Here is a 22,056-nt window from a genome sequence, read left to right as displayed (position 1 = left end):
ACCGGCGGGCAACCCGGGCACACACATGTACGTGGGGACTCTGTCCTTCGACCTGCTCCTCGGCGACGTCCACTCGCTGAAGGAGAAGCGTTCCGTCGTCCGCCCGATCGTCGCCGAGCTCCAGCGCAAGTACGCGGTGAGCGCGGCGGAGGTGGACCACACGAACCTCCACCGGCGGGCCGTCATCGGTCTCGCCGCGGTCTCCGGCGACGCGACGCACCTGACCGACGTGCTGGACCGGTGCGAACGGCTGGTCGCCGGTCGTCCCGAGGTGGAGCTGCTGTCCGTCAGACGCCGCTTCCACGGCGAGGACGACTAGACCGCACCCCACCGCACCATCCACACCGCACAAGCAGAAGAAGAAAGAACGGGAGACGGACCAGTGGCCGACAACGCGCGGGCGAAAAGGCTGGCGGACCTCATCCGAGAGGTGGTGGCCCAGAAGCTGCAGCGCGGGATCAAGGACCCGCGGCTCGGCTCGCACGTCACCATCACGGACACCCGGGTCACGGGTGACCTGCGGGAGGCGACCGTCTTCTACACCGTCTACGGAGACGAAGAGGAGCGGAAGGCCGCGGCCGCGGGCCTGGAGAGCGCCAAGGGCATCCTGCGCTCCGAGGTCGGCCGGGCGGCCGGAGTGAAGTTCACCCCGACCCTCGCCTTCGTCGCGGACGCCCTGCCGGACACCGCCCGGAACATCGAGGACCTCCTCGACAAGGCCCGTGCCTCCGACGCGAAGGTGCGCGAGACGTCCGCCGGTGCCACGTACGCCGGTGAGGCGGACCCGTACAAGAAGCCGGAGTCCGACGACGGGACGGACGACACCACCGCATGACCAGCAAGCCCACCCCGCCCGACGGCCTCGTCATCGTCGACAAGCCGTCGGGCTTCACTTCGCACGACGTCGTGGCCAAGATGCGCGGCATCGCCAGGACTCGCCGGATCGGCCACGCGGGCACCCTCGACCCCATGGCGACCGGTGTGCTCGTGCTCGGCGTGGAGAAGGCCACCAAGCTCCTCGGCCACCTCGCGCTGACCGAGAAGGAGTACCTCGGCACCGTCCGGCTCGGCCAGAACACGATCACCGACGACGCCGAGGGCGAGATCACCTCCGCCACGGACGCCTCCAAGGTCACCCGGGACGCCGTCGACGCCGTCGTCGCCAAGCTGACCGGCGACATCATGCAGGTGCCGTCCAAGGTCAGCGCCATCAAGATCAACGGCGTGCGGTCGTACAAGCGGGCCCGGGAGGGCGAGGAGTTCGAGATCCCGGCCCGGCCGGTGACCGTCTCCTCCTTCAGCGTCCACGACGTCCGCGACGCGGTCGCCGACGACGGCACCCCCGTGCTCGACCTGGTGGTGTCCGTGGTCTGCTCCTCCGGCACCTACATCCGCGCCCTCGCCCGCGACCTGGGCGCCGACCTCGGCGTCGGCGGCCACCTCACCGCGCTGCGCCGCACCCGGGTCGGTCCGTACAAGCTGGACTCCGCCAGGACGCTGGACCAGCTCCAGCAGGAGCTGACCGTGATGCCGATCGGCGAGGCGGCCGCCGCGGCGTTCCCCCGCTGGGACGTCGACGCCCGGCGCGCCCGGCTGCTCATCAACGGCGTACGGCTGGAGGTGCCCGACGAGTACGCGGGTGCCGGTGCCGTCGCCGTCTACGGCCCCGACGGCCGTCTCCTCGCGCTCGTGGAGGAGCAGCGGGGCAAGGCCAAGAGCCTGGCCGTCTTCGGCTGACCGTGTGCGGCGGTGCCCGTGGAGCGGCGAATACAGGGTGTTCCTCAGCCGCCGCTCCACGGTCCCGTCCCCCCTCGGTTCCCCCACCCATGAGCTTTATCCAGCGGCACGCGCCCATTCACCCGGCCGTGCGGGCGCTCGGAGTGAACCGGGGGAGTGCAGGGGGGCGCGTTCGCCGCTCGGCCTGTCCCGCTGATCATCCGCCGCCTACCGTCGAGGGCAGGCACGGTACGGCGGGGAGGTTCGGGCATGGATGGGCGGGACCTCCATGAATCCACACAGGCGCATGGACCACAGGGATCCCGCCCCGGCCGCCACGCGCTCCGGCCCGCCGTGAGCCGGCAGGAACCGGACGGCACGATCCGGCGGCAGGCGGCGACGGAAGCCCGGGACCGTGCTCTGGACCGCTCCCTCGTCCGCATCCGCGACCTGACGGGACGGCCCCGCGGCACCGGCTTCGCGGCCGACCACCGGGGCACGGTGATCACCAGCCACGAGGCGGTCGACGGACTGTCCCGGCTCGTGCTGCACGCTCCCGGCGCGGGCGAGCGCTCCTGCGTGGTGACGGCCGACGCGATCACCGCGCTGCCCGCCCTGAACCTGGCCCTCGTCCGCACCGAGGGCCTCGGCGTGGAGCCGCTTCCCGTCACCGTGCGGGACGGCGTCCGCAGCGGCACCTACGTCCGGATCGCGGCCGACCGCTGGCGCGAGGCCCGCGTGCTCGGCGCGGCCGCGGTGACGTACACGACCGCGGACCACTCCCATCTCCTCGACGACGTCACGGAGTTGGCGATCGGCACGGCGGGCCGCGACGCGCTCCGGCTGGGCGGCGGGGCCGCCGGGGGACCGGTCCTCGACTTGACGACCGGCACGGTGGTCGCCGTCCTCGGCACGGCCCTGGAGTCCGGCCGCGGCGACGCCGGCTTCGCGGTACCGCTGCGCCGCCCCTGCGAGGGCCCCCTGGCCGACCTCCTCAGCCGCAACGCCGCCACGGTCGCCGCCTACGGCCCCGACCTGAACCTGGCGGCGGTCCTCGAACTCACGGCCACCTCCCTGGCCCAGGACGGCCCCGCCGGAGCCCTGCCGTTCCCCCACCGGGGACCGTGCGGTCCCGGATCGCCCGCCGGACCGGTCGAACGCGCCGCCGTCGCGGGGGAGCTGGCCGCGTTCGGTGCCGGCCGGGCCGCCGTGCTCGGGCTCGTCGGGGACTCCGGAAGCGGCCGTACGACGGAGCTCGCGGCGCTGGCCGGCCGTCGTGCCGGCGGCGGTTCCCCCGCGCCCACCCTGTGGCTCCGCGGGGCCGATCTGCTGGCCACCGACACCTCGGTCGCCGACGCGGTGGGCCGGGCGCTGGACCGGGCGGCCCGGATCGTCGCGTCCTCCCGGTCGCCCCTGCCCACCGAGCTCACCGACCTCACCCCGGAACGCGTCGCCCGCCTCGCCCGCGCCCACGGCCGTCCCCTCCTTCTCCTCCTCGACGGCCCCGAGGAGATGCCGCCCGCTCTGGCCGACCGGCTCCCCGAGTGGACCGAGGGAACCGCGCGGTGGCTGCGCGGCACGGGGGTGCGGCTGGTGGTGGCCTGCCGTGAGGCGTACTGGGAGGCGGCGGGAGCGCGATTCCCGGCGGACCTGCTCCACACCCCGGTCACGGCGGGGGCGGGTACGGACGGCGGCACCGGCCATCTGCCGCCCTGTCTGTGCCTCGGCGGCCTCACCCCCGCCGAGGCCCACGAGGCCCGCGCCCGCCACGGCATCCCGGACGGCACACTGGTGGACGCCGCCGCCCGCCACCCGCTCACCCTCCGGCTCCTGGCGGAGGTGCGCGCCGCCCTCCCCGACGCCGCCGACCACCCCCCGCTCGACCGTGACGACGTCCTCGCCGCCCACCTGGACCTGATGTGCCTGCGCATCGCCGTCCGCCTCGCCGCGGAGAACGGTCTGCGCGGCACCGCGGTACGTCGGCTCGCGGCGAGGGTCTCCGGCCAGGTGCACGAGGCCGCCCGCCGCAGCCTCGGCCAGGGGGAACTGGACCGGGCGGCGTTCGAGGAGCTGTTCCCCCGGGGACCCGCCCCGGCCCGCCTCGGCGGCGGCACCGGCTGGGCGGCGGCCGTTCTCACCGAGGGCCTCCTCGTCCCGGCGGGCGACGGCTACCGCTTCGCGCACGAGGAGCTCGCCGACTGGATCCAGGGCACCCACCTCGACCTGGACGAGGCCCTGCGCGTCCTGGTCCACCGGCGGCACACACCCGGTACGCCGCGCCGCCCGCAGCCCGTTCCGCACCACCGCATCGGACCCGTCGTCCAGGCCCTGCTTCTCCTGGCCCGCCAGCACGGCACACGCCGACTCGCGGTCCGGCTCGAGGAGTTGCTGTGCGCCCTCGACACCGACCCGCACTCCTGGTGGGCGTCACGCCTCCTCGCCGGCGTACTGCTGCGCGTGGCGGACGCGACACCGTACCTCCGCGTGCTGCGGCTGCTCGCCGAGCGGATCGTGGTGTGGCAGCAGTGCGACCTGCCCGTGCCGCCAGGCTTCGGGCCGGGTTTCTGGACCGCTCTGCACCTGCCGGACGCCGACCGCTGCGACCTGTTCAGGCGCCTCCTCCTCGCCGACGGCGCGTCGCGGGGCACCCACGGCGCGAGCGGCGGACCCCGCCGCCCGACCCGGTACCTGGACGCCGTCGCGCGCCTCCTCACCGCCGACCCCGCCGCCGTGCAACCGCACCTCACGCGCTGGTTCCACGACGAGCGCCCGCTGCCCGCCGCGCCGCACGCCACCGTGGCCACGGCCGCCCAGGCCCTGCTCCACACCCACCGCGACCGCGCCCCGGACGACCTCACCGACACGCTGGCCGGGTGCGCCCACCCGCGTGCCGAGGAACTGCTGGCCGTACTCGCCGAGGAGGAGCCGTCCGCGCTGTGCCGGGCCGTGGACCGGTGGGCGCACGACGACCGCCCGGCGCTGAGGGCGGCGGCCCTGACGTACGGCCTGCGCACCGCGCCCCGGGCTCGCACCGAGACCGACCGCGAACTGCTGCGCCACGCCGCCCTCACCCTGCTCGGCCACCCCGCCGACTCCGCCCTGCACGGCGGCGCGCTCGCCCTCCTCGTCCGGGATCCGCACACCCGCGCCCGCCATCTGCCGCAGGCGCTGCGGTACTTCGCGGCGGGCGACCCGCACCTGCCGCCGAGCACGCTGGCGCCCGCCCTGACCACCCACCCCGAGGCGGTCCTCGCCGCCATCGGCGCGTGCCTGCGCCAGGGCACCGGCATCGGTGAGGTCCTGCGCGCCCTGGGCGACGTCGCCACACCGGCGCTCGCCCGCCGGGTCGCCGTCCCGGTCCGCGAGGCGGTGACACGGCACCCGGAGGCCGCCGGGCCGGTGGCGGCGTACGTCGACCACCGCCTGGACGACGACCCCGCCGCCCGCTCGGTGCTGTTCCCCTTGGTCGCAGGCCTCCTCGACAGCGGCGGGGAGGGGCGCGACGGCGGTGAGGGCGAGGGTGAGGGCGCCCGCGACCGGGGCCATCGGGACCACGACGGCCCGGAGCGGTTGCGTTCCGCGCTGGCCACCGTGCTCGCCGCCCCCGGCACCCCGGCCTCCCGCCCGCTGCGCCGGGAGCTGCTCGACTTCCTCCTGGCCCACGAGGGCGCCCCGGCCGTCCTGGACGCGGTACTGCGCGCCGCCGCCTCCACCGCCGAGGAGGACCTGCGCGGCCTCGTCCACCGCGTCGGCCTGCTCCTCGTCCGCACCCCCGCCGGCGCGGCCGTGTTCGACCGGGGACTGGTGGACCTGGGCCGGCACGTGCCCGGTTTCGCCGATCGCGTGGCCGGCTGGCTGACCGACGCGCCGGAGGACTGGGCCGTGGTGGTGGGTCCCAGCGCCCGCCGGATGATCGAGAACATGGCGGGCGTACCCGTCCCGGCCTGACCGCGCACCCGTCTCCGTCGACGACGCACCCGTCCTCGCCCGACGACGTGCGCCCGATCACAGCCCCCATGCCGATGCAGGCGGCGACCGCCGGGCATGGCACCCTTAGACCTGCGGACAAGACAGCAAGAACAACTAGGACAACCCGAGACAACACGGACGCGGGTTCGACGAGGAGCGGTCACAGTGCAGCGCTGGCGTGGCTTGGAGGACATCCCCCAGGACTGGGGGCGCAGCGTCGTCACCATCGGCTCCTACGACGGAGTCCACCGCGGACACCAGCTGATCATCGAGCACGCCGTGGACCGCGCCCGCCAACTGGGCGTCCCGGCCGTCGTCGTCACCTTCGACCCGCACCCCAGCGAGGTCGTGCGTCCCGGCAGCCACCCGCCGCTGCTCGCCCCGCACCACCGCCGTGCCGAGCTGATGGCCGGACTGGGCGTGGACGCGGTCCTCGTCCTGCCCTTCACCGCCGAGTTCTCGAAGCTGTCCCCGGCCGACTTCGTCGTCAAGGTGCTGGTCGACAAGCTGCACGCCAAAGCCGTCGTCGAGGGCCCGAACTTCCGCTTCGGGCACAAGGCGGCCGGCAACGTCGAGTTCCTGGCCGAGCAGGGCAAGACCTACGACTTCGAGGTCGAGGTCGTCGACCTGTACGTCACCGGAGAGGCGGGCGGCGGCGAGCCGTTCTCCTCGACCCTGACCCGCCGCCTGGTCGCCGAGGGCGACGTCCAGGGCGCCCGGGAGATCCTGGGCCGCCCGCACCGGGTCGAGGGCGTCGTGGTCCGCGGCGCCCAGCGCGGCCGTGAGCTGGGCTTCCCCACGGCCAACGTCGAGACCCTCCCGCACACCGCGATCCCCGCCGACGGCGTCTACGCCGGTTATCTGCACGCCCAGGGCGAGGTCATGCCCGCCGCGATCTCCGTGGGCACGAACCCGCAGTTCGACGGCACCGAACGCACGGTGGAGGCGTACGCCATCGACCGGGTGGGCCTCGACCTGTACGGCCTGCACGTCGGCGTCGACTTCCTGGACTTCGTCCGCGGCCAGGCGAAGTTCGACTCGCTGGAGGCATTCCTGGAGACGATGGCCGAGGACGTCGAGAAGTGCCGGCGGCTCGTCGCGGCGGACGCCAAGACGGTGTAGCGGGAGCGGAGGTCGCTCCGCCGCCGGTAGCCTCGACCGGCGACCGGCGACCGGCGACCGGCGACCGGCGACCGGCGACCGGCGACCGGCGACCGGCGACCGGCGACCGGCCTACGCCTCCGTCTGTGCCCCCGCATCTTCGTGGGCTCCTGCCTCTTCCTCGGCCTCGGCCCCGGCCGAGGTACGCGCCCAGTGGCACGCCACCTGTGCCTTCCCGCCCCCGCCCAGGATCTCCAGGTCCCGGCCGCGGCACGCGTGCGCGACGCCCGCCCGCTCGGCCTCGCCGCTCGCCAGGATCTGGCAGCGGACGTGGAAGCGGCAGCCGGAGGGGATCCGGGACGGGTCCGGGGGCTCGCCCGCCAGGACGACCGGATCTCCGGGCGCCTCGGGCAGTACGGACAACAGGGCCTGGGTGTACGGGTGCCGGGGAGCGGTCAGGACCTGCTCCACCTCGCCGGTCTCCACGATCCGGCCGAGGTACATCACCGCGACCCGGTCCGCGATGTTCCAGGCCAGCCCCAGGTCGTGCGTCACCACCAGCGCGGACAGGCCGAGTTCGGCGCGCAGCCGCAGCAGCAGGGCCAGGATCTCGCCGCGCACCGAGGCGTCCAGGGAGGCCACCGGCTCGTCGGCGACCAGGAGTTCGGGCTCCAGCACCAGGGCGCCCGCGATGACCACGCGCTGGCGCTGCCCCCCGGACAACTCGTGCGGGTAGCGCAGGAAGAAGCGCTCGGGCGGCCGCAGCCCCGCCCGCGCCAGGGCCCCGGCGACCGCCGCCCGCTCGTCCCCGCGGTACCCGTGGACGCGCAGCCCCTCGGCCACGGCGTCGTACACCGTGTGCCGCGGGTTGAGCGAGCCGCTCGGGTCCTGGAGCACCAGTTGAGCCCGCTTGCGGTACGCCTTCAGCGCGCGGGAGGAGTAGTCGAGCGGGGCACCGTCGAACGTGACGCGGCCCGCGGTCGGCGGCACCAGACCGAGCAGGGAGCGGGCCAGCGTCGTCTTGCCGCAGCCCGACTCGCCGACCAGCGCCACGATCTCGCCGCGCCGGATGTCGAGGTCGACCCCGTCCACGGCCCGGGCCGCGGCCCCGCCCCGCCGGCCCGGGAAGACGACCCGCAGCCCCTCGACGCTCAGCAGCGAGGATGTGGTCATGGCGTGCTGCTCCTCACGTCGTCCTCCGTCGTCTCCGCTTCCGGCGCCCCCGCCCGCGCGTCCAGGTGGACGCAGGCCGCCCGCCGGCGCGGGCCCGCATCCCTCAGGAACTGGTCCCGGGTGCCGCACAGGTCGAGGGCGACCGGGCAGCGGGGGTGGAAGGCGCAGCCGGAGGGGACGGCGGACGGGTCCGGGGGATCGCCCGCCAGACCGCGGGGGGCGAAGCGGGACGCCGGGTCGCCGATGCGGGGGAACGCCTCCGACAGGGCCCTGCCGTAGGGATGCCTGGCGTCCTCGTAGACCTGCCGGGCCGGACCCTCCTCCACCACGCGGCCCGCGTACATGACCGCCAGCCGGTCGCAGGTGTCGGCCAGCACGGCGAGGTCGTGGCTGATCATGAGCAGGCCCAGGTCCTGCTCGCTCACGAGCCGTTCGATCAGGCGCAGGATCTGCGCCTGGATCATCACGTCGAGCGCGGTGGTGGGCTCGTCGGCGATGACCAGCCGCGGGTCGCAGGCCAGCGCCATCGCGATCATCACGCGCTGCCGCTGTCCGCCGGACAACTCGTGCGGGTAGGCGTCGGCCCGCGCGGCCGGCAGCCCCACCTGCTCCAGCAGTTCACCGGTCTTCTTCCGCGCGCCTGCCGGCGTGGCCCTGCGGTGCAGCAGGATCGGCTCGGCGATCTGGTCGCCGACGCGGTGCACGGCGTTGAGCGAGTGCATCGCGCCCTGGAAGACGATCGACGCCCCCGCCCAGCGCACCGCCCGCACCCGGCCCCACTTCATGGCCAGCACGTCCTCGCCGTCGAGCAGGATCTCGCCGCCGACCCGGGTCCCGGCCGGCAGCAGCCGCAGCAGCGCCAGCGCCAGCGTCGACTTGCCGCAGCCGGACTCGCCCGCGATGCCGAGCTTCTCGCCGGACGCGAGCGCGAGGTCCACCCCGCGCACCGCGGCCGCCCCCGACGGATACGTCACTTCCAGATCGCGCACCTCGAGCAGGTTCAACGGGACACCCCCAGCCTGGGGTTGAGAACGGCCTCGACGGCCCGCCCGCACAGGGTGAACGCCAGCGCGACGACCGCGATGGCGATGCCCGGCGGCACCAGGTACCACCAGTCGCCGGAGCTGACCGCGCCGGCCTCGCGCGCGTCCTGGAGCAGCCCGCCCCAGGAGACGACCGTCGGGTCGCCGAGCCCGAGGAAGGCGAGCGTCGCCTCCGCCAGGATCGCCGAGGAGATGATCAGAGTGGTCTGGGCGAGCACCAGCGGCATGACGTTGGGCAGCACATGCCGGGACATCACGTGCCAGTGGCCGCCGCCGAGCGCCTTGGCCCGTTCGATGTACGGCCGTGACTCCACCGCCAGCGTCTGCGCCCGTACCAGACGGGCGGTGGTCGGCCAGGTGGTGACGCCGATCGCCAGGATGATCGTGCCCAGTGAGCGGGACATCACGGTGGCCAGCGCGATGGCGAGCACCAGCGTCGGCATCACCAGGAACCAGTCGGTGATCCGCATCATCACGGCGGCGTACCAGCCGCGGAAGTGCCCGGCGGTGATGCCGATGACCGCCCCGATGGCCACCGACAGCACGGCGGCGAGCAGTCCGACCAGCAGCGAGACGCGCGAGCCCCAGATCAGCAGGCCCAGCAGGTTCCTCCCGAACTGGTCGGTGCCCAGCGGGAAGTGGGCGCTCGGACTCTCCAGCGGCCTGCCGGGCGCGTCGGTCACGCTCTGCACGTCCGCCCCGACGGTCAGCGGCGCGGTCAGCGCGACCAGCGCGCACAGCACGAGGGCGGCGAGGCCCACCAGGCCCGCCCGGTGCGTCCGGTACTGCCGCCAGAAGCGGACGACCGAGGCCCGGCGGCGCTGCCGGGCGAGCGCGCGGGGGCCGGGGCCGGAGCCGGGCGCCTGGTCCGGGCCGGCGGTCGTGGCGGTGTCGGCGGTCATCGGCCCACCCTCGGGTCGAGCAGCGGATACAGGACGTCGGCAAGGGTGTTCATCACGATCACCGCCGCGGCGAAGACGAAGAACAGCCCCTGCACCAGCGGCAGATCGGGCACGCTCAGCGCCTGGTAGAACAGCCCGCCCAGACCCGGCCAGGAGAACACGGTCTCGACGAGGATCACACCCGCGACCGTCCGCCCCAGATTGACGAAGATCAGCGTCACGGTCGGCAGGAGCGCGTTCGGCACGGCGTGCCGCCGTCGTACGACGTCGTCGCGAAGCCCCTTGGCGCGCGCGGTCGTCAGATAGTCGCTGCCCATCTCGTCCAGCAGCGCCGACCGCGTGACCAGCAACGTCTGCCCGTACTCGACCGCGACCAGCGTCAGCACCGGCAGCACGAGGTGGTGGGCGACGTCGGCGGCGTACGCGAAGCCCTCCTTGCCGCCCGACTCCATGCCCCCGGTCGGGAACAGGCCCGGGATGGGGCCCACACCGACCGAGAGCACGATGATGAGCAGCAGCCCCAGCCAGAACGCGGGAATCGAGTAGAGAGTCAGCGCCAGCCCCGTGTTGAGGCGGTCGCCGAGCCCGCCGTGCCGCCAGGCGGAACGGGTGCCGAGGAGGATCCCGAGGGCGGTGTAGAGCACGAAGGCCGTACCGGTCAGCAGCAGGGTGTTGGGCAGTGCCTCGGTGATCTTGTCGATGACCGGCGTGCGGAACTGGTACGAGGTCCCCAGGTCCCCGGTCAGCGCCTTGCCGCAGTAGTCCGTGAACTGCCGCCACATCGGCAGGTCGAGCCCGAACTCCCGCCGGTAGGCGGCGAGCTGCTGCGAGGAGACAGGCCGGCCGGCGGTCATGAACTTCACCGGGTCGCCCGGGATCAGCCGGAAGAGGAAGAAACTGGTGACGAGGACGGCGAGCAGTGACACGGCCGCACCGGCCAGCTTGCCCGCCGCGTACCGCAGATAGGCGGTACCGGTCCGCGCCCGGGGGCCGCGGCCCGCCGCCGGTCCGGACTTCCCCGGATCGGCGGCGGGCCCTTCGACCAGCGCGGGTGTCGCTTCAGCGGTCATTGTGCGCTCACTGCCTATTCGCGGTCTTCTGCCGTTGCCCGGCGGCGCACCGCGAAGAGCGCCGCGAGGCCGCCGAGGACGACGACGCCGGCGACGATCGCGATGATGACGCCCGTCGACGTGGAACCGCCCGAGGAATCGTCGGAGTTCGCCGGAACGGCCGACCACCAGCTCCAGTAGCCGTCCTGGCCGTAGATGTTGCCCGCCTTGGCCGGCATGGTGGTGATCGACTCGATCTGGTCCGTGCGGTAGGCCTCGACGGCGTTCGGATAGGCCATGACGTTCATGTACCCGAGGTCGTACAGCCGCGACTCGATCTGCTTGACCAGGTCCGCCCGCTTGGCGGGGTCGTACTCGGCCAACTGCTGGGCGTACAGCTCGTCGTACTTCTTGTCGCAGATGAAGTTGTCGGTGGCGCCGGTGTCCTTCGGGGTCGCCGGGAGCGCGGCGCAGGTGTGGATGGAGAGCACGTAGTCGGGGTCCGGGTTGACCGACCAGCCGTCGAAGGCGAGGTCGTACTTGCCCGCGAGCCACGGGTCGGTCACGTTGTCCAGGCAGCTGAGCTCGACCCCGATGCCGAGCTTGCCCCACCACTCCTGGAGGTACTTGCCGACCGCCTTGTCGTTGGGGTCGGTGGCGTGGCAGAGCACTCGGTAGTTCAGCGGCTTGCCGTCCTTGCCGACGCGCTTGCCGTCCGCGTTCTGCTGGTAGCCCGCCTCGTCGAGGAGTTGGGCGGCCTTCGCCGGGTCGTACGCCAGCTCCTGGTCCGCCGACGGCTTCCAGAAGTACGACTCGTACCGCGGCGGGATGTAGCCCTGGCCCTCCGCCGCGTGGCCCTGGAAGACCTTGTCCACGATGGTCTGCCGGTCCACCGCCATGAACAGCGCGTGCCGCACCCGCTCGTCCAGCAGGGACGGGTCACCGTCACCGAACTTCTTGCCGTTCCTGGCCTGGGCGCCCGGGTTGGTGGCGAGGGCGTAGAAGCGGCGGCCGGGGCCCTCGTTGACGTGGATGTCCTTCTCGCCCTTGAGCGAGGCGGCCTGGGCGGGTGTCAGGGCCGGCGAGCCGGCCACGAAGGAGACCTCGCCCTTGCGCAGCGCGGCGACGGCGGCGTCCTGGTCCTTGTAGTACCGGAAGACCAGCTCGTCGAACTTCGGCGCGCCTCGCCAGAAGTTCTTGTTGGCCTCCAGCCGCACATAGCTGTCGGGCTTGTAGCCGGTCAGGACGAACGGCCCGTTCCCGACGATCGGGAAGCTCTTGTCGTTGTTGAACTTGGAGAAGTCGGTGACCTTCTCCCAGACGTGTTTGGGCACGATCGGCACGTCGAGCGCGGTCATCGTGGCCTGCGGTTCCTTCAGCCGGATCACCAGCTGGGTGGGGCTGGGCGCGGTGACCTCGGCGAAGTTGGTGACGAAGTTGCCGTTGGCGGTAGCAGCGCCCTCGTCGGTCATCATCTTGTTGAGCGTCCACGCCGCGTCCTCGGCGGTGGCCTGCTGTCCGTCCGACCACGTGGAGTCGGAGCGGATCGTGTACGTCCAGGTCAGCTTGTCCGGCGACGACTCCCACTTGGTGGCCAGGGCCGGGACGACGTGGGCGTCCTTGGGGTCGTAGTTGGTCAGGTACTCGTACATCAGCCGGTGGACGCTCGTGCTGAGCAGTCGTCCCGCGAGGAAGGGGCTGAGCGAGTCGACGCTCTGCGCGACGGCGACCGTGAGGACCTTCTTGCCCTTCTTGCCCTGCGCGCTCTCCGCGGCGTGGGCCTGCGGCGCGGCCGGAGCGAGGGGGGTCGCGAGCCCGGCCGTGAGGACGAGGGCGGCGATGCCCGCGGCCAGGAGCCGTATGCCCTTCAGGCGGGGGCCGGTACGTCCTCTGCCGTGCTGATCATGTGTCTTCATGGCTCGGTGACCTCGCGTCGTCGCACGCAGAAGACGGTTTGCGTCTTCTGTCGGGCGGGCTTGAACGGGCTTGATCTGGTGACGCCGGCGGAATGAAGTGAGTGTCTATCAGCGGCAGTCTGCGCGCGTCAACGGTATGTCAAACCCCATGTGGCCTGCGGAAATAACGACTTGACCGCGATCTTGCTCCCATTGGTGGAGACCACTGAAGCCTCCCTGGTGAGGGCGTGGCGGCGGAATCCGACCGGTTCTGACTGCGAACACGCGAAGGCCCGCGCCGTGGGGAACGGCGCGGGCCCGAAGGGCGCGGTGGAGCTACTGGTGGGGCAGGGGAGGGGGCGGGGTCTGCCCCTGGGGGTGCTCGGGGTGCTCGGGGTGGTGAGGGGCTTGGGGGTAGGGCTGTGCGGGGTGGCCGGGCCGGCTGGGGTACGGCTGCGGTTGGCCCGGGTACTGGGGAGCGAACTGTCCCGGAGTTGGCTGGCCGGGGGCGGGCTGCCCGGGGTACGCCTGGGCCGGGCCGGGCTGGCCCGGAACCGGCTGCCCGGGGTACGCCTGACCGGGGTACGCCTGACCGGGCGCCGGCTGCCCTGGGTACGGCTGGCCCGGATGGGGTTGTCCCGGAACCGGCTGGCCCGGCATCGGCGGGGCCGCGACCGGCGGCGGGTTGCCGTCGGAGGTCCACAGCCCGTGCGCCTGCTGGTGCCGGACGAAGTCCTCCGCGACCATCGCCGCGAGGTTGAAGTACGCCTCCCGCACCTTCGGCCGCATCATGTCGAGGTCGACCTCGGCACCGGCGGACAGATGCTCGTCGAAGGGCACCACGACGACACCGCGGCAACGGGTCTGGAAGTGCGCGACGATGTCGTCCACCTTGATCATCTTGCCGGTCTCGCGCACCCCGGAGATCACCGTGAGGGAACGGGCGACGAGGTCGGCGTACCCGTGCGCCGAGAGCCAGTCCAGCGTCGTACTGGCACTGCTGGCACCGTCCACGGACGGCGTGGAGATGATGATGAGCTGGTCGGCGAGGTCGAGCACACCACGCATGGCGCTGTAGAGCAGACCCGTACCCGAGTCGGTGAGGATGATCGGGTACTGCTTGCCGAGTACGTCGATCGCGCGGCGGTAGTCCTCGTCGTTGAACGTCGTGGACACGGCCGGGTCGACGTCGTTGGCGATGATCTCGAGGCCGGAGGGCGCCTGGGACGTGAACCGCCGGATGTCCATGTAGGAGTTGATGTACGGGATCGCCTGGACGAGGTCACGGATGGTGGCCCCGGTCTCCCGGCGCACCCGGCGGCCGAGCGTGCCGGCGTCCGGGTTGGCGTCGATGGCGAGGATCTTGTCCTGCCGTTCGGTGGCGAGCGTGGAGCCGAGCGCGGTGGTGGTGGTCGTCTTGCCCACGCCGCCCTTGAGGCTGATCACCGCGATGCGGTAGCAGGACAGCACCGGCGTACGGATCAGGTCCAGCTTCCGCTGCCGCTCGGCCTCCTCCTTCTTCCCGCCGATCCGGAACCGCGGCCCGGGACCGGCAGGACGTGTGCTGCGGGCCTTCTGCTTCTTGTTGTTGAGGAGCCGGTCGGAGGACAGCTCCACGGCCGCGGTGTAACCGAGAGGCGCCGCACCGGGGTTGGTCGGCTGCCGCTGGTCGTGCTGTATCGGCTGCGGCCAACTGGCCCCGAGACGAGGGTCGACGGGCTGCTGCGGGGGAGCCGGCGGCTGGGGCTGAGCACCGTCGGGCTGCGCGGGCTGCTGCGGGAAGCCGTAGCCGCCGGGCTGCGCGGGCGGGTTGGGGACGCCGGGAGGTGCGGCCTGGGCCTGGGGGAATCCGTAGCCGTTCGGCTGCGGCTGCTGCTGTGCGCCCGCCGAGCCCGGAAACGGCGGCTGGACCGCCGCCGAGGGCTGCGCGCCGGGGGTGCCGGGGTGGGGGAAGCCGTATCCGGGCTGGGGGTTGGCCGGGGGCGTGGGAGGTCCGGCTGGGGGCTGGTGGGCGGGCGGTTGCTGCGCGCCGGGGGCACCGGGGTGGGGGAAGCCGTATCCGGCTTGGGGGTTGGCGGGGGGCGTGGTGGGGCTGGTCGGCGGTTGCTGCGCGCCGGGGGTGCCGGGGTGGGGGAAGCCGTATCCGGCTTGGGGGTTGGCCGGGGGTGCGGCGGGAGCGGCCGCCGGCTGCTGGGCGGGCGGTTGCTGCGCACCGGGTTGCGGGAAGCCGTAGCCCTGCTGCGGGGCCGCCGGCGCGGACGCCGGGGGCGGCGGTGCCGGCGCGGCAGGCGGGTTCCAGGCGGCGGGGGCCGGCTGAGGTGCCTGCGGCTGGAAGGGCGGTTGCTGCACCGGCTGGTGCGGCTGCCCCTGCGGAGCCGCCGACTGCGGCTCGCTGGGCCACTGGGCCGCCGGCGCGGGCGCCGCGGGCCGGTACGACGGCGGCAGGGGCGGCACCGGACCCTGGGGGACCGGAGGCGGAGCCCAGGTGGCGGGCGCGCCCTGCGAGGCCTCGGCTGCCGCGGTCGGGGCCACTTCCTGCGACGCCATGTCCTGGGATTGGGATGCCGGGGCCTGAGCAACGGCATCCTGCGGAACCACGTCCTGCGGTGCGGACTCGTGCGGAACCTCGTCTTGAGGATCCTGGTCCTGCGGGGCGGCGTCCTGCGGCTCCGCGGCGGGCGTGGAGTCTTCGGGAGCGGCGTCCCGTGGGTCGGTGGTGACGGGCTGGGAGACCGCGGCAGCGGATTCCTCGGGCACGTCGTCCGCCGCCTCGGCGTCGGACGCCGAGGCATCGGAGACACCCGCGGTACCCGCCTCCGCCTCCTCCGGCTCGTCCGTCTCCGCGACCTGGTTCTTCTCGGCCTCCACGTCGCCGGACCCGGAGTCACCGGACACCTCGGCGTCGGAATCCGCCGGGGCCGCGTCCGCGTCCGCGGCGACGTCGCCCGAGTCGATTTCCTCGGCCGCGCCCTCCGCTGCGTCGGAGCCGTCCCGAAGCGCGGTCAGCCCGGTCTCCCCGGACTCGTCCGCCTCGTCGTCCTCCGCCTTGTCGGCCTCGTGAGCCGTGGTCCCGGCGTCGGTCTCGGCCTCTGCCTCGGACTCCGTGTCCGCCACCACGGCCGACTCGTCCTCCGGGTCCTCGACGCCGGGCACCTCACCCTGCTCGTCGGCCGGCTCCGGCTGCGCCCCGGCGGCCGCCTCCGCCGCCTCCCGCCGCACGGCGACGGCGGAGATCCGCATGGTGGCACCGCTCTCGAGGTCACCGGCCCCGGCACCCGCACCCTGGTCCGCCTGCGGCCGCGCCGGCTGTGCCCCCGGCGACGGGAACCCGCCCACCGGAATGTCCGGCACCGCCGTCGGGGACCCGGCACCGGCCGGGTCCGTCTCCGACGAACCCGTCGCCCGCTGTGGCTCGAACCCGCTCCCCGCCGGCAGCTTCGGCACGGCGATCGGGCTCCCGGCCGGCGGCGGGGGAGGAGTGAAGGGCGCACCCGCCGCCGGAAGAGGCGAAGAGAAGGGCGCTCCGGGCACGGGCGGCGGAGGCGGAGTGAAGGGCGCTCCCGGCGCCGGAGGAGGCGGAGGAGGTGTGAAGGGAGCGCCGGGCGCCGCCGTGGCGTGCGGCGGCGGAGTCAGTCCGGGAACCGGACCGCTCGGAGCAGCGGGTCGCGCGGGACCACCCGGCGAGCCCGGCCCACCACCCGGAGAGCCCTGCGCACCAACGGAAGGACCCGCGGCCGCACCGGCCGCGTCAGCCCCCGGCCCCGCCCCGGAATCCGCCCCGGATCCCGAACCGCTCGACGCGTTCTGCGTGTACCAGGCGGGCGGTGCGTAGTCGATCGTGAACTCGCCCGTCGTCTCGATGGCGGACGCCGCGTCGGGCTGGTCGTCGCCGGGCGTGGCCCAGCCCCCGCGGATCCCGTCCCGATCGCTGCTCACAGTTCCTCCTGGTGTGGTCGAGCACCCTCAATGCCGTGCGGGGGCGACCATTTCTCGTCGTCCTTGGTCGTTCGAGGTCGTCCGATCCACCGACTTCCCCCCGTGACGACGATGTCCGGTCCACGGGTTCTGACATCGCGCCCCCATGTACCAGCCTAATCACCAGGAGACTCACCTTGGCAGGCCTGTCCGTCTCGCGACGCTCGCCCACTTGACGACAACCGGCCCGAAATCACCGTACGCAGCAAGGCATTCGCCGGTAAACCGGACACATCCGTGGCCAAGCCGTACAGAAGGTGAACACTGAACGCGAGGCGCCAAGGCTCACGAACCAATCTGTCCGGTGGCGTCATTGAAGGCCCGGCCGGTCAACCGCGCACATCCGGCGGGACGGTTGACAAAAAAGGGGGCGGCACGCGCACGTGCCGCCCCCCTTCGTATCCGCGCGCTCCTCACTCGGACGCGAGACCCCCGTTGTGCGGAGCCGGCTCCAGGTCGAACTCACCGTCCCGTGCGCCCAGCACGAACGCCCGCCACTCCGCCTCCGTGTAGCGCAGCACCGTGTCCGGGTCGAGCGAGGAGCGCATGGCGACGGCGCCCGCGGGCAGGTAGGCGATCTCGACGCGCTCCTCGTGCTCCTCCGTGCCCGGCGCGCAGTGCCACTGCACGCCGGAGATGTCGAGCGCGTACAGTTCGTCGCGCTCGCGCTCCTTGCGGGCCTTGATCTCCGCTTCCGTCTCCGCCATGTCGCAGCGACCCCTTCCAGACGCGCCCAACGGTGCCGGGCTCACCCTAGTGGCCCGCCGGCCCGCCTCGGCGGGATCGGAGAACCGGGGGAAATCGGGCCGTCGCGGCCTGGTACCCTGTGTGACGGCCGTTTGTGTACGCACCCCCGGAGCCCTCGCAGGAAGTCCTGCGGGTCCTGGAGGCCGCGCCCAGCGGATCCCCGCCTCCCGAGTAACGGAAGCTCCCCTGAGATGAAGACCGGGGGCACTCGGAGGCCACTCACGGAGCACGAGGAGTACGAGTGTCGCTCGACGCCGCCACGAAGAAGCAGATCATCACCGAGTTCGGTACCAAGGAGGGTGACACCGGCTCCCCCGAGGTCCAGGTCGCGATGCTGTCCCGTCGGATCTCCGACCTGACCGAGCACCTCAAGACCCACAAGCACGACCACCACTCCCGCCGCGGTCTGCTGATCCTGGTCGGTCAGCGCCGCCGCCTGCTGCAGTACCTCGCCAAGAAGGACATCACGCGCTTCCGCGCGCTGGTCGACCGCCTCGGCATCCGCCGTGGTGCGGCGGGCGCCAAGTAAGACGTCGTGAGGGGAGCGGTTCCCGGGAGACAGGGGACCGCTCCCTTTGCCGTACGTACGGGAACGTGCGGAGTGTCGGTGCCGCTTTGTAGTGTGGTAGCACGACGCAGTACCCATGACACGGCGTGATACGGCCTGCCCGAAGAGGGCACGGCACGTCATCGCGCCCGACGAACGAGGAGGAGCGCACCTCGCCGCCGCCGGTCCTCGGTAGTGGCCCCCGGGAGAATGAACCCCGGGTGCTTCGATCGAAGACCGGCCCGCACCAGACGGAGCGCCTCTCCGCCACCGTCCACCCGCCACACGGGCGGGAGGACGACGACGAGGAGAAAACGCTAGTGGAGAACGAGACCCACTACGCCGAAGCCGTGATCGACAACGGCCCCTTCGGCACCCGTACCATCCGCTTCGAGACGGGCCGCCTGGCCAAGCAGGCCGCCGGCTCCGCCGTCGCGTACCTGGACGACGACACCATGGTGCTGTCGGCCACCACCGCCTCCAAGAACCCCAAGGACCAGCTCGACTTCTTCCCGCTCACGGTGGACGTCGAGGAGCGGATGTACGCCGCCGGCAAGATCCCCGGCAGCTTCTTCCGCCGTGAGGGCCGGCCGAGCGAGGACGCGATCCTCACCTGCCGCCTGATCGACCGCCCGCTGCGCCCGTCCTTCAAGAAGGGCCTGCGCAACGAGATCCAGGTCGTCTGCACCGTCATGGCGCTCAACCCCGACCACCTGTACGACGTCGTGGCGATCAACGCCGCGTCCGCGTCCACGCAGCTGGCCGGCCTGCCCTTCTCCGGCCCGATCGGCGGCGTCCGCGTCGCGCTGATCCGCGGTCAGTGGGTCGCCTTCCCGACGCACACCGAGCTCGAGGACGCCGTCTTCGACATGGTGGTCGCCGGTCGCGTCCTGGAGGACGGCGACGTCGCGATCATGATGGTCGAGGCCGAGGCCACCGAGAAGACCATCAAGCTGGTCGAGGGCGGTGCCGAGGCCCCCACCGAGGAGGTCGTCGCCGCCGGTCTGGACGCCGCGAAGCCCTTCATCAAGGTGCTCTGCCGTGCCCAGTCGGACCTCGCCGCCAAGGCCGCCAAGCCGACCGGCGAGTTCCCGATCTTCCTCGACCACCAGGACGACGTCCTGGAGGCGCTCACCGCCGCCGTCCGCCCCGAGCTCTCCCAGGCGCTCACCATCGCCGGCAAGCAGGAGCGCGAGACGGAGCTGGACCGCGTCAAGGGGCTGGCCGCCGAGAAGCTGCTGCCCGAGTTCGAGGGCCGCGAGAAGGAGATCTCCGCCGCGTACCGCTCGCTGACCAAGACCCTGGTCCGTGAGCGCGTCATCAAGGAGAAGAAGCGCATCGACGGCCGCGGTGTCACCGACATCCGCACGCTGGCCGCCGAGGTCGAGGCCCTCCCGCGGGTGCACGGCTCCGCGCTGTTCGAGCGTGGCGAGACCCAGATCCTGGGCGTCACCACCCTGAACATGCTCCGCATGGAGCAGCAGCTGGACACCCTCTCCCCGGTGACCCGCAAGCGCTACATGCACAACTACAACTTCCCGCCGTACTCCACCGGTGAGACCGGCCGCGTCGGCTCCCCCAAGCGCCGCGAGATCGGCCACGGCGCCCTCGCCGAGCGCGCGCTCGTGCCGGTGCTGCCCGCACGCGAGGAGTTCCCCTACGCGATCCGTCAGGTCTCCGAGGCCCTCGGGTCCAACGGTTCGACCTCGATGGGCTCGGTCTGCGCCTCCACCATGTCGCTGCTGAACGCCGGTGTGCCCTTGAAGGCCCCGGTCGCCGGTATCGCCATGGGTCTGATCTCCCAGGAGATCGACGGCGAGACGCACTACGTGACGCTGACCGACATCCTCGGTGCCGAGGACGCCTTCGGCGACATGGACTTCAAGGTCGCCGGTACGAAGGAGTTCGTCACCGCCCTCCAGCTCGACACCAAGCTGGACGGCATTCCGGCCTCCGTGCTGGCCGCGGCCCTGAAGCAGGCCCGTGACGCCCGCCTCCACATCCTCGACGTGATGATGGAAGCGATCGACAGGCCGGACGAGATGTCCCCGAACGCGCCGCGGATCATCACCGTGAAGATCCCGGTCGACAAGATCGGCGAGGTCATCGGCCCCAAGGGCAAGATGATCAACCAGATCCAGGAGGACACGGGCGCCGAGATCACCATCGAGGACGACGGCACGATCTACATCGGTGCGGCCGACGGTCCGTCGGCCGAGGCCGCCCGTGCCACGATCAACGGCATCGCCAACCCGACGATGCCCGAGGTCGGCGAGCGCTACCTGGGCACGGTCGTGAAGACGACCACCTTCGGCGCGTTCGTCTCCCTGCTCCCCGGCAAGGACGGTCTGCTGCACATCTCGCAGATCCGCAAGCTGGCCGGCGGCAAGCGCGTGGAGAACGTCGAGGACGTGCTCGGCGTGGGCCACAAGGTCCAGGTCGAGATCGCCGAGATCGACTCCCGCGGCAAGCTCTCCCTGGTCCCCGTGATCGAGGGCGAGGAAGACGGCAACGACAAGAAGGACGACGCCGACAAGTGACGTCCCGTGGCTTCAAGGCGACGGCCCGCACCTCCTCGGAGGCGCGGGCCGTCGCCCGTACCCAAACCCTCATCAAGGGCCAGAACGGCATCGGCACCGTCCGCAGGACCACCCTCCCCGGCGGCCTGCGCATCGTCACCGAGACCCTGCCCTCCGTGCGCTCGGCCACCTTCGGCATCTGGGCGCACGTCGGCTCCCGCGACGAGACCCCGGCGCTGGGCGGTGCCACGCACTACCTGGAGCACCTGCTCTTCAAGGGCACGTCCCGCCGGTCCGCCCTGGACATCTCCTCCGCGATCGACGCCGTCGGCGGCGAGATGAACGCGTTCACGGCCAAGGAGTACACGTGCTACTACGCGCGCGTACTCGACACCGACCTGCCCCTCGCCATCGACGTCGTCTGCGACATGCTCACCGGCTCGCTGATCCTCGAGGAGGACGTCGACGTCGAGCGCGGCGCGATCCTCGAAGAGATCGCCATGACCGAGGACGACCCCGGCGACTGCGTGCACGACCTGTTCGCGCACACCATGTTCGGCGACAACCCCCTCGGCCGCCCCGTCCTCGGCACGGTCGACACGGTCAACGCCCTCACCGCCGACCGCATCCGCCGCTTCTACAAGAAGCACTACGACCCCACCCACCTGGTGGTCGCCTGCGCCGGCAACATCGACCACGCCAAGGTCGTACGCCAGGTCCGCGCCGCCTTCGAGAAGGCCGGCGCCCTCAAGAACGCCCAGGCCGCCCCCATCGCCCCGCGCGACGGCCGCCGCACCCTGCGCGCCGCCGGCCGGGTCGAGCTCCAGAACCGCAGGACGGAGCAGGCGCACGTCGTCCTCGGCATGCCCGGCCTCGCCCGCACCGACGACCGGCGCTGGGCCCTGGGCGTGCTGAACACCGCCCTCGGCGGCGGCATGTCCTCCCGCCTCTTCCAGGAGGTCCGGGAGAAGCGCGGCCTGGCCTACAGCGTGTACTCCTACACCTCCGGCTTCGCCGACTGCGGACTGTTCGGCGTCTACGCCGGCTGCCGCCCGAGCCAGGTGCACGACGTGCTGAAGATCTGCCGGGACGAACTCGACCACGTCGCCGAGAACGGCCTGACCGACGAAGAGATCGGCCGCGCCATCGGCCAGCTCCAGGGCTCCACGGTCCTCGGCCTGGAGGACACGGGTGCGCTGATGAACCGTATCGGCAAGAGTGAACTGTGCTGGGGCGAGCAGATCTCCGTCGACGACATGCTGGCCAGGATGGCGGCGGTCACCCCGGACGAGGTCCGCTCGGTCGCCCGGGAGATCCTGGGACAGCGCCCGTCGCTGTCGGTCATCGGCCCGCTCAAGGACAAGCAGGCCGCGCGTCTGCACGACGCGGTCGCCTAACCCCCTGTCCGTCCGTCGGTGGT

Annotated in this window: 15 protein-coding genes; 8 read left to right on the top strand and 7 right to left on the bottom strand. The window is 72.6% G+C overall.

Going from position 1 to position 22,056, the window contains the following annotated elements; genetic code table 11:
* The first annotated feature begins 25 nt into the window (after positions 1-25).
* The 5 genes from TNCT6_RS07320 to TNCT6_RS07300 all read left to right on the top strand — a co-directional run bounded on the left by TNCT6_RS07320 (position 26) and on the right by TNCT6_RS07300 (position 6,807).
* A complete protein-coding gene (locus tag TNCT6_RS07320; RefSeq protein ID WP_100571646.1) occupies positions 26-319 on the top strand; it encodes a DUF503 domain-containing protein in 294 nt (97 codons plus the stop codon).
* 63 nt (positions 320-382) lie between these two features.
* Positions 383-835, top strand: a complete 453-nt coding sequence (rbfA, locus tag TNCT6_RS07315; RefSeq protein ID WP_141357777.1) for a 30S ribosome-binding factor RbfA — start codon at positions 383-385, stop codon at positions 833-835.
* Positions 832-1,737 carry a tRNA pseudouridine(55) synthase TruB gene (gene truB, locus TNCT6_RS07310; protein WP_141357775.1) on the top strand — a complete coding sequence of 302 codons (906 nt, stop codon included), beginning with the start codon at positions 832-834 and terminating at the stop codon, positions 1,735-1,737. Before rbfA ends, truB begins: the two co-directional genes overlap by 4 nt.
* A gap of 249 nt (positions 1,738-1,986) precedes the next feature.
* A complete protein-coding gene (locus tag TNCT6_RS07305) occupies positions 1,987-5,664 on the top strand; it encodes a trypsin-like peptidase domain-containing protein (protein ID WP_253266046.1) in 3,678 nt (1,225 codons plus the stop codon).
* Between the two features lie 186 nt (positions 5,665-5,850).
* Positions 5,851-6,807 carry a bifunctional riboflavin kinase/FAD synthetase gene (locus TNCT6_RS07300; protein ID WP_141357773.1) on the top strand — a complete coding sequence of 319 codons (957 nt, stop codon included), beginning with the start codon at positions 5,851-5,853 and terminating at the stop codon, positions 6,805-6,807.
* Positions 6,808-6,918: 111 nt separating this feature from the next.
* Here TNCT6_RS07300 and TNCT6_RS07290 read toward each other — a convergent pair whose 3' ends face one another.
* The 7 genes from TNCT6_RS07290 to TNCT6_RS07260 form a co-directional block, all read right to left on the bottom strand.
* Positions 6,919-7,959, bottom strand: a complete 1,041-nt coding sequence (locus TNCT6_RS07290; protein ID WP_141357771.1) for an ABC transporter ATP-binding protein — start codon at positions 7,957-7,959, stop codon at positions 6,919-6,921.
* Positions 7,956-8,963, bottom strand: coding sequence for an ABC transporter ATP-binding protein (locus tag TNCT6_RS07285; RefSeq protein ID WP_141357769.1), 1,008 nt, complete (start codon positions 8,961-8,963; stop codon positions 7,956-7,958). Before TNCT6_RS07285 ends, TNCT6_RS07290 begins: the two co-directional genes overlap by 4 nt.
* Positions 8,960-9,904 (bottom strand): ABC transporter permease, encoded by a 945-nt coding sequence (locus tag TNCT6_RS07280; RefSeq protein ID WP_141357767.1) that lies wholly within the window; start codon positions 9,902-9,904, stop codon positions 8,960-8,962. The genes TNCT6_RS07285 and TNCT6_RS07280 overlap by 4 nt, the downstream gene beginning before the upstream one ends.
* Positions 9,901-10,974, bottom strand: coding sequence for an ABC transporter permease (locus tag TNCT6_RS07275; RefSeq protein ID WP_172632821.1), 1,074 nt, complete (start codon positions 10,972-10,974; stop codon positions 9,901-9,903). The genes TNCT6_RS07280 and TNCT6_RS07275 overlap by 4 nt, the downstream gene beginning before the upstream one ends.
* Positions 10,975-10,988: 14 nt before the next feature.
* A complete protein-coding gene (locus tag TNCT6_RS07270; protein WP_141357765.1) occupies positions 10,989-12,869 on the bottom strand; it encodes an ABC transporter substrate-binding protein in 1,881 nt (626 codons plus the stop codon).
* Positions 12,870-13,184: 315 nt separating this feature from the next.
* Entirely contained in the window at positions 13,185-16,784 is a 3,600-nt protein-coding gene (locus TNCT6_RS07265; protein WP_141357763.1) for an SCO5717 family growth-regulating ATPase, read from the bottom strand.
* Between the two features lie 452 nt (positions 16,785-17,236).
* Positions 17,237-17,530 carry a DUF397 domain-containing protein gene (locus tag TNCT6_RS07260; RefSeq protein WP_141357761.1) on the bottom strand — a complete coding sequence of 98 codons (294 nt, stop codon included), beginning with the start codon at positions 17,528-17,530 and terminating at the stop codon, positions 17,237-17,239.
* Between the two features lie 281 nt (positions 17,531-17,811).
* Between TNCT6_RS07260 and rpsO the strand changes: the two genes are divergently transcribed.
* From rpsO to TNCT6_RS07245, 3 genes are all read left to right on the top strand, one after another.
* Entirely contained in the window at positions 17,812-18,099 is a 288-nt protein-coding gene (rpsO, locus tag TNCT6_RS07255; RefSeq protein WP_141357759.1) for a 30S ribosomal protein S15, read from the top strand.
* A gap of 338 nt (positions 18,100-18,437) precedes the next feature.
* Positions 18,438-20,657: a polyribonucleotide nucleotidyltransferase gene (locus TNCT6_RS07250; RefSeq protein ID WP_141366194.1), complete on the top strand. Its 2,220-nt coding sequence runs from the start codon at positions 18,438-18,440 to the stop codon at positions 20,655-20,657.
* Positions 20,654-22,033 carry a pitrilysin family protein gene (locus tag TNCT6_RS07245; protein WP_141357757.1) on the top strand — a complete coding sequence of 460 codons (1,380 nt, stop codon included), beginning with the start codon at positions 20,654-20,656 and terminating at the stop codon, positions 22,031-22,033. The genes TNCT6_RS07250 and TNCT6_RS07245 overlap by 4 nt, the downstream gene beginning before the upstream one ends.
* Positions 22,034-22,056 lie beyond the last annotated feature (23 nt).

The organism is Streptomyces sp. 6-11-2, assembly GCF_006540305.1.
GTDB lineage: Bacteria > Actinomycetota > Actinomycetes > Streptomycetales > Streptomycetaceae > Streptomyces.
The sequence above is the reverse complement of the archived record's forward strand: the minus strand, read 5'-3'. Positions and strand labels throughout refer to the sequence as shown.

Excerpts from the sequence above, each read along its gene's own strand:
- TNCT6_RS07320 (WP_100571646.1), top strand. The coding sequence starts at position 26 with ATGTACGTGGGGACTCTGTCCTTCGACCTGCTCCTCGGCGACGTCCAC.
- TNCT6_RS07305 (WP_253266046.1), top strand. The coding sequence starts at position 1,987 with ATGGATGGGCGGGACCTCCATGAATCCACACAGGCGCATGGACCACAG.
- TNCT6_RS07290 (WP_141357771.1), bottom strand. The coding sequence starts at position 7,959 with ATGACCACATCCTCGCTGCTGAGCGTCGAGGGGCTGCGGGTCGTCTTC.
- TNCT6_RS07260 (WP_141357761.1), bottom strand. The coding sequence starts at position 17,530 with ATGGCGGAGACGGAAGCGGAGATCAAGGCCCGCAAGGAGCGCGAGCGC.
- TNCT6_RS07275 (WP_172632821.1), bottom strand. The coding sequence starts at position 10,974 with ATGACCGCTGAAGCGACACCCGCGCTGGTCGAAGGGCCCGCCGCCGAT.
- TNCT6_RS07270 (WP_141357765.1), bottom strand. The coding sequence starts at position 12,869 with ATGAAGACACATGATCAGCACGGCAGAGGACGTACCGGCCCCCGCCTG.
- TNCT6_RS07280 (WP_141357767.1), bottom strand. The coding sequence starts at position 9,904 with ATGACCGCCGACACCGCCACGACCGCCGGCCCGGACCAGGCGCCCGGC.
- truB (WP_141357775.1), top strand. The coding sequence starts at position 832 with ATGACCAGCAAGCCCACCCCGCCCGACGGCCTCGTCATCGTCGACAAG.